This window comes from Citrobacter sp. Awk 2, assembly GCF_028069815.1.
In the GTDB taxonomy this organism is placed as follows: domain Bacteria; phylum Pseudomonadota; class Gammaproteobacteria; order Enterobacterales; family Enterobacteriaceae; genus Citrobacter.
In genome coordinates this window covers 70,516-78,196 of record NZ_JANEWL010000008.1, presented here as the reverse complement: position 1 = coordinate 78,196, position 7,681 = coordinate 70,516, and the positions used below count along the sequence as shown (strand labels likewise).

The 7,681-nt window shown below is 49.6% G+C and carries 9 protein-coding genes and 1 pseudogene; 6 read left to right on the top strand and 4 right to left on the bottom strand.

Features of this window, described 5'->3' with window-relative positions:
- Positions 1–230: 230 nt before the first annotated feature.
- From NNO02_RS04165 to NNO02_RS04155, 3 genes are all read left to right on the top strand, one after another.
- A complete protein-coding gene (locus NNO02_RS04165) occupies positions 231–926 on the top strand; it encodes a phosphohydrolase (protein ID WP_271454264.1) in 696 nt (231 codons plus the stop codon).
- Positions 927–999: 73 nt separating this feature from the next.
- Positions 1,000–2,430, top strand: a complete 1,431-nt coding sequence (locus NNO02_RS04160; protein ID WP_442867885.1) for a DNA cytosine methyltransferase — start codon at positions 1,000–1,002, stop codon at positions 2,428–2,430.
- The gene (locus NNO02_RS04155) at positions 2,411–2,878 is read left to right on the top strand and encodes a very short patch repair endonuclease (RefSeq protein WP_271454262.1); all 468 of its coding nucleotides are present in this window, start codon (positions 2,411–2,413) and stop codon (positions 2,876–2,878) included. The genes NNO02_RS04160 and NNO02_RS04155 overlap by 20 nt, the downstream gene beginning before the upstream one ends.
- Here the strand turns inward: NNO02_RS04155 and yedA are convergent.
- Positions 2,870–3,790 (bottom strand): drug/metabolite exporter YedA, encoded by a 921-nt coding sequence (gene yedA, locus NNO02_RS04150; protein ID WP_271454261.1) that lies wholly within the window; start codon positions 3,788–3,790, stop codon positions 2,870–2,872. The two genes, NNO02_RS04155 and yedA, sit on opposite strands and share 9 nt — an antisense overlap.
- Before the next feature lie 178 nt (positions 3,791–3,968).
- Between yedA and NNO02_RS04145 the strand changes: the two genes are divergently transcribed.
- On the top strand, positions 3,969–4,880 hold the full coding sequence (locus NNO02_RS04145; protein WP_271450217.1) for a DUF808 domain-containing protein: 912 nt from the start codon (positions 3,969–3,971) through the stop codon (positions 4,878–4,880).
- 77 nt (positions 4,881–4,957) lie between these two features.
- Positions 4,958–5,140, top strand: a complete 183-nt coding sequence (locus NNO02_RS04140; RefSeq protein WP_061068109.1) for a YodC family protein — start codon at positions 4,958–4,960, stop codon at positions 5,138–5,140.
- Between the two features lie 206 nt (positions 5,141–5,346).
- Here the strand turns inward: NNO02_RS04140 and yodD are convergent, their stop codons facing one another.
- Entirely contained in the window at positions 5,347–5,574 is a 228-nt protein-coding gene (gene yodD / locus NNO02_RS04135) for a YodD family peroxide/acid resistance protein (RefSeq protein WP_137381521.1), read from the bottom strand.
- 162 nt (positions 5,575–5,736) lie between these two features.
- Here yodD and dsrB point away from each other — a divergent pair, with 162 nt between their 5' ends.
- Positions 5,737–5,925, top strand: coding sequence for a protein DsrB (gene dsrB, locus NNO02_RS04130; protein ID WP_005127768.1), 189 nt, complete (start codon positions 5,737–5,739; stop codon positions 5,923–5,925).
- 54 nt (positions 5,926–5,979) lie between these two features.
- Here the strand turns inward: dsrB and rcsA are convergent, their stop codons facing one another.
- Both rcsA and fliR read right to left on the bottom strand, forming a co-directional pair.
- Entirely contained in the window at positions 5,980–6,603 is a 624-nt protein-coding gene (gene rcsA, locus NNO02_RS04125) for a transcriptional regulator RcsA (protein ID WP_040232455.1), read from the bottom strand.
- A 280-nt stretch (positions 6,604–6,883) separates the two neighbouring features.
- Positions 6,884–7,676: pseudogene (gene fliR / locus NNO02_RS04120) on the bottom strand (flagellar biosynthetic protein FliR); the annotation flags it as partial.
- Between the last annotated feature and the right edge of the window lie 5 nt (positions 7,677–7,681).

The following is a 7,681-nucleotide window of genomic DNA, read 5'->3' as shown; positions in this document are numbered from 1 at the left end:
ATCTTATGGATTTTATTTATATATACATGGAATATATTAAATTGGCGATATTTATGTTTTTGGGGTGGTGCGTGTAATTAGCGGATGGTTTGATTGTTTGCATTGAGCGCTGAAGAGTTCTTATATCAAAAGAGATTAAAATATTTTTAATGATGGTGAGTCTGAGACTGGCAGTGGTCTGTGATGAAAATTGTTGCTAAGGTGGTTCTCTTTCTGCACAGAGAATAAGCGTGAAACTACAATACTGGCAGTCACAATTTGAAGCATGGCTGCGTGAGAAGCATTCAGGGCAAGATGCCGCCCATGACATCTTTCATTTTCGCCGCGTGTGGATGACATCGCAAAAGCTGAGCACTGCTGCAGGTATTGACTGGCTGGTCGTACTGACTGCGTGTTATTTCCACGATCTTGTCAGCTTACCGAAAAATCATCCGGAACGTCATCGTTCATCGGTACTGGCCGCACAGGAAACCTGTCGCGTACTGTCACAGGACTTTCCTGAATTTCCTCAGGATCGGCTACATGCGGTGAGTCATGCTATCGCTGCGCATAGTTTTAGCGCAAAAATTACGCCCACGACCCTTGAAGCCAAAATCGTTCAGGATGCCGATCGACTTGAGGCGCTCGGTGCCATCGGTCTGGCGCGTGTGTTTGCCGTTTCTGGCTCGCTGGGTGTGGCATTGTTTGACGCGGAGGATCCGTTTGCCCGGCAGCGCAACCTGGATGATAAACAGTACGCGCTCGATCATTTCCAGACCAAACTGCTGACGTTGCCACTGACAATGCAAACCGAACAAGGGCGGCATCTGGCGCAGCATAATGCTGACTTCTTATTGACGTATATGGCGAAACTCAGCGCAGAATTAAAAGGAGAATATGAGATGTTGGATTTTGCGGCGATTCAACCCCTTAAAGCATATCAGTAGTCATCACCGCTGAAACGTCAACCGCGCCAATTTATGTTAACCTGTCGACTATCCATTTCGGCCGGTTAAACGTATGCAGGATTATTTTTCAGTAGCAGGCTCCATGAAACCAATGACAGATGATACCGGAGTTACCGTTCAGGTGATTTTGGCTAAGTTGCTTGAAATATACGATGTGAAAACGCTGGTTGCTCATCTCAATGGCGTCGGCGAAAACCACTGGAGTCCGGCCATCTTTAAGCGTGTGGTCGCCAATCAAACATGGCATCGCCTTAGCGATCGTGAGTTTGCTCACCTGTATTCTTTACTCCCGACGCCCCCTGCACACCATCCGCACTATGCCTTTCGGTTTATCGACCTTTTTGCCGGAATAGGCGGGATTCGCCGTGGTTTTGACGCGATAGGCGGGCAATGTGTGTTTACCAGTGAATGGAATAAACATGCTGTTCGCACCTATAAAGCGAACAACTATTGCTCTCCTGAGCAGCACCATTTTAATGAAGATATTCGCGATATCACCCTTAGCCATCATGAGGGGGTGAGTGACGAGCAGGCTGCGGAGCATATTCGTCAACACGTTCCCGAGCATGATGTCCTGCTGGCCGGCTTCCCTTGCCAGCCATTTTCGCTGGCGGGCGTCTCAAAGAAAAACGCGTTAGGGCGTGCCCACGGTTTTGCCTGTGATACGCAAGGCACGCTTTTTTTTGACGTGGTGCGAATTATCGACGCACGGCGACCGGCTATATTTGTGCTCGAAAACGTCAAAAATCTAAAAAGTCATGACCAGGGAAAAACCTTTCGCATCATCATGCAAACGCTGGATGAACTGGGCTACGACGTGGCAGATGCAGCAGATAATGGCCCTGATGACCCGAAGATTATCGATGGGCAACATTTTTTACCCCAGCATCGCGAACGTATCGTGCTCGTCGGTTTTCGACGTGATCTAAGCTTGAAGTCAGACTTTACGTTGCGCGATATTGTCAGCCGCTACCCTCAGCGTCGAACGACACTCGCAGAGCTGCTTGAACCGACCGTTGATGCGAAATATGTGCTGACACCGGTCCTGTGGAAATACCTGTATCGCTATGCGAAAAAACATCAGGCACGGGGCAATGGGTTTGGTTACGGTATGGTCTATCCCGGCAACCCCGATAGCGTGACGCGCACATTATCCGCACGTTACTATAAGGATGGGGCAGAAATTTTGATAGACCGTGGCTGGGATATGGCGCTGGGTGAACAGGATTTCGATGATCCTGCCAATCAGCGACATCGCCCTCGTCGATTAACGCCAAGAGAGTGTGCGCGCCTGATGGGGTTTGAGTCTCCTCAGGGTTACCAGTTTCGCATTCCGGTATCCGATACCCAGGCTTACCGCCAGTTCGGTAATTCGGTGGTCGTCCCGGCATTTGCGGCGGTAGCCAAACTGCTGGAGCCGAAGATCAAACAGGCTGTTGCGCTACGCGAGAAAGAACAGCAGCATGGCAGACGTTCACGATAAGGCGACACGCAGTAAAAATATGCGGGCGATAGGGACCCGCGATACGGCGATCGAAAAACGTTTGGCCGACATCCTGACGGAGCAGGGGGTAACGTTTCGCGTGCAGGATGCAACGTTGCCCGGTCGACCCGATTTTGTGGTGGATGACTATCGCTGCGTTCTCTTTACCCACGGCTGTTTCTGGCATCAGCACAACTGCTATCTTTTTAAAGTCCCGGCAACCCGTACGGCGTTCTGGCTGGAGAAGATTGGAAAAAATGTGGTACGTGATAAGCGGGACTGCGATAAATTGCAGGCGTTGGGATGGCGGGTCTTGATTGTCTGGGAATGCGCCCTGCGTGGGCGTGAGAAACTGAGTAATGAGGCACTGTCTGAGCGGGTTATCGAATGGATCTGCGGCGGCGGAGCCACCGCGCAGATCGACACTCAGGGCATTCATTTACTGTAATGACTTTTCTGATGGGGTTGCGACCGCGTCCGCTTTGACAGGGAATAAGTATTTCCCCAGCGTCACCAATACCACGGCAAAAACAATGACCCCGAGTGCCAGCCACTCGATCAACGCCAGGTTTTCACCTCCCAGCCCCGTACCTAACAGAACCGCCACTACCGGGTTGACGTAGGCATAGCTGGTGGCTAACGCCGGGCTTACATTACGGATAAGGAACATATAAGCGTTAATCGCAATAATTGAGCCGAACAGAGCGAGGTATGCCACCGCCATAAAACCGGAGAAGGTTGGCATCGTGGTCAGCTTTTCTCCACAGAGCAGCGATGCGCACATCAGCACAATACCTGCGGCTAACATTTCAATGGCACCGGCCATCATGCCAACGGGTAAGGTGATGCGTGAGCCGTACACGGAGCCAAACGCCCAGCTCATTGAACCAATCAGGATTAATACCGCCCCCCAGGGATTACCACTTAAGTTACCCCCGCTGTTAAGCATGATGATCCCAGCGAGTCCAATTGCGATCCCCATCCATTCCAGTTTGCGTGTTTTGATGCCAAAAAAGTGGCTAAAGCACAAGGTAAACAGCGGGACGGTAGCAACCACCACAGCGGCAATGCCGGAAGGGACGTTTTGATGTTCTGCGACGGTAACGAGGCCATTGCCCACCGCCAATAGCAGGATACCAATCAGTGCAGCATTCAGGAGCGGGCGCAGTGGCGGCAGCTTATGTCCGCGAATAAGTAAGAATGCGGTTAATAAAATGCCTGCAGAGAGAAAGCGCACGCCAGCCATCATCAACGGCGGCCAACTTTCAACACCAATGCGAATAACGAAGTACGTGGAACCCCAGATGATGTACAGCGCGAAGAGCGCACTGAAAAGTGGTAACAATTGCCTGAAACGCATAATCCCTCACGGTGGAAATAAAAAGGTGCAACATAGTAAACGTCAAAACTATCATGCTGGCGAGATTTATAATTGCCTGCCGTTGTTAAATATTTGTTGACCAGAAAGGTCAGTTTCAGCATGGCGTGTTTTACTTCATACTTATGACTGCAAAAAAATAATATTGAGGATTAAAATTTTGGCAGGAAGTAGCTTACTCACCTTGCTTGATGACATCGCCACGCTTCTGGACGATATCTCAGTGATGGGAAAACTGGCCGCGAAAAAAACGGCGGGTGTGCTGGGAGACGATTTGTCGCTTAACGCGCAACAGGTGTCGGGCGTGCGGGCGAACCGCGAGCTTCCGGTGGTCTGGAGTGTGGCCAAAGGATCTTTCGTCAACAAAGTTATCCTGGTGCCGCTGGCGCTATTGATCAGCGCCTTCATTCCATGGGCGATCACGCCCTTATTAATGATTGGTGGGGCATTCCTCTGTTTTGAGGGCGTGGAAAAAGTGCTTCACACCCTGGAAGCGCGAAAACACCAGGAAACACCGGAAGAACGACAGCAGCGTCTGACATCTCTTGCCGCACAGGACCCGCTGACGTTTGAGAAAGATAAAATCAAAGGGGCGGTACGTACCGACTTTATTTTATCTGCGGAGATTGTGGCCATTACGTTGGGTATTGTGGCGGATGCGCCGTTGTTGAATCAGGTACTGGTTTTGTCGGGTATTGCTTTGGTGGTGACCGTTGGTGTGTATGGTCTGGTCGGTATTATTGTGAAGCTCGACGATATTGGCTACTGGCTGGCAGAAAAGCGCAGCGCACTTGCTCAGGCGCTGGGTAAGGGATTGCTGGTGGTGGCTCCCTGGCTCATGAAATCACTTTCCGTGGTTGGTACGCTGGCGATGTTTTTAGTTGGCGGCGGCATTGTGGTACATGGCATTGCACCCCTGCATCATGCGATTGAGCACTTTGCCCAGCAACAGAGTTCATTCATTGCCTTCATGCTTCCGACCCTGCTTAATCTGGTGCTCGGCTTTATTATCGGTGGGATCGTGGTAATGCTGGTAAACATGGTTGCCAGATTACGCGGAGTTTCGCACTAATTGTCGTGTGCTGGATTACGCAAAACGACTCTTTGTCGTCTAAGGTGAAAAGGTTTCTCTTGATACAGGAGGCGGGTATGGTCTTTTCTGTCAGTGAGGAAGTCACCGCGAAAGAGGGTGGCCCACGCATGATCGTTACCGGGTATGCCAGCGGAATGGTGGAGTGCCGCTGGTATGACGGTTTTGGCGTCAAACGGGAGGCATTTCGTGAAGATGAACTGGTTCCTGGCGAACGCAGTCCGCTACGCCAGGATGCCTGAATATCACTGGCTGGCGTAACCTGGTGATCTCTCAACCATTAGTTATATTTATCATTTTGGTGAGAATTATTTACTTGTCAGGCAAAAAAATTGCAGATAAGGTTGGTTTCGCATCAGATTTCCTGGTGTAACGAATTTTCAAGTGCTTCTTGCATAAGCAAGCTTGATCCCGACCCGATAAGGGCCGGGATTTTTTTCGCCCAAAGTCAGCGATTGATCTCCGTCACGCTAAAATCATGGATATCAAGCTCGAACGCGTCGGCCAGCTCATGCCATGTATGATAATCCCGGCCATCAACGCTGACGCGATCGGGGTCATCATGGCTGCGGTGAATTTCGCTCTCGCAGATTTCGTTGATAGCTTTCAATAGCGCGTCCACATCGACGCTGACTTCACGTTTGGCCGTATCGCTGTACTCTTTCGCGGTTTTCATCCTCATACCTCTCAACCGTTAAGGATACCGGGGCACGTATCAGAATCTCTGATGCGTACAAGTTAAGTATAGACCGTCGAGAAAACCTGCAATCACGCGCGCAGGGCGCTGCCAGGAAAAGGAATTTGTTCTACACTGGCACAAAGCCACAGGAGGAAAACGATGAAGGTGAATGATCGGGTTACAGTCAAAACGGACGGCGGGCCGCGTCGGCCAGGCCGGGTACTGGCGATTGAAGAGTTTAGTGAAGGCACCATGTACCTGGTTTCTCTGGAAGACTACCCGCTCGGTATCTGGTTCTTTAATGAGTCAGGCCATCAGGATGGTATCTTTGTGGAGAAAGTGGAGTAATCCAGGTTCCAGGTGCTGATTCTGACTGGTGGCGAACCCACCAGTCAGAACGTCCTAACGCATATTCACAAAGATACCATTGGTGACGTTATCTGTGAGTCGTACAACGTGATAGATAACTTGCTTATTATGTGTCTTGATCTTTCGTTTTATATTCCCCTTATGGGATGAGACTGTCTTCGCCTTGATATTCATTTGATCGGATATCTGTATTGTTCCCTGACCGGCCATCCACATACGTAGCATGCTGGATTCGGTGCGGCTTAATGATAGTGTTGGCAGGTTCACATCAATGACAATATCCACTTCCTTTTTCAGAATATCGCCAAGAAGTTCATCCAGTGAATCTGGTTTAATCGACTTAGAGCTGATTAATAAATTTTTTCTTACTAAGAGATACTCATCAAAATGGACATTGGCAATTGCCATAAATACAATAAATAAAGTACTGGGATGTTGATTAATGATTTGCTTAATTCTCTGGCTGTTATCCGGATCGTGAATAAAGCAGTCTTCATTAATAAACACCACAGACGGCTGCAGTGAGACACAGGCGATGCTGAGTTCATCAACGCTTGAAATATCGTTGATTTCCCTTTTCTTCACCCCCCGACTTACCAGATATCCGGTCAACCCTAGCCGGGTGTAACTGCATAAATCCATAATAATCGTTGACATGGCATACCCTCACTCAATGCGTAACGATAATTCCCCTTACCTGATTATTTCATCACAACTAAACGGAATAATAACGACCCAATATGACGCTTTCGCTGTTTTCAGGCGAATTTACTATCCCGTAAAGTTGCGTATAATTTGCCAGGAAACATCTTAAAGTAAAGTAAATGTTGCGTTATGTGAGTGAGGCAAAAACAAATAAACCGCGACAGCGTTATCCTGGTGGATGTTGCCTGTATTTGAATTTAGGACAATCCTTAGTAAAACAGGATAAAAAATAAGGGTTATTATTTTGAAGGCATTTCACTGATGATGTCAGCCAACAAATTAAAAATCTCACTGAATAAACGCTCACAGAAGGGGGCAATTAATGGCATGAGCGCAGCCATTAATGAAATACCCACGGTCAGGGTGAGTGGGAAACCAATGACAAATATCGATAGCTGTGGTGCCATACGGTTTAACAAACCGAGTGCGAGGTTGAGTGTGAGCAGCAGCGTCATCACCGGCAGAGCCAGCATCAGGCCATTGAGGAAGATGAGCCCCCCCGCCCGCGCCAGTGCGAGAAAGGCATTGCTATTCACCGGATGGCCGCCGATAGGCAGAGTATGGAAGGTATCCACCAACAGCGAGATAAGCCACAAGTGACCATTAAAGGTGAGGAACAGCAGCATCGCCAGCAAATCTATCAGACGTGCCAGAACGGGCATATTCAGGCGGCTGCCCGGGTCGAAGAAAGTTGCGAAGGAGAGACCCATTTGCAGCCCGATGATTTCCCCGGCGGTACGCACCGCGGCAAACGCAAATTGCATGGTGAATCCTAACGCAATGCCGATCAGGATTTGCTGCATCGCCTGCCATATCGCGCCGACGGAAAAAATAGGCACGTTTACGGGAGGAAGCAGCGGCGCGATAACCATGGTAATCATCAACCCCAGCCCCAGTTTTACTCGCTTGGGGATGGCGCGTTCGCTGAGTATCGGCGCCGTTGAAATGAGCGCCAGTATGCGCAGTAGGGGCCAGAAGTAAAGATTCAGCCAGTGGAGCCAATCAACGCTGGTCACCTGCAACATAGCGT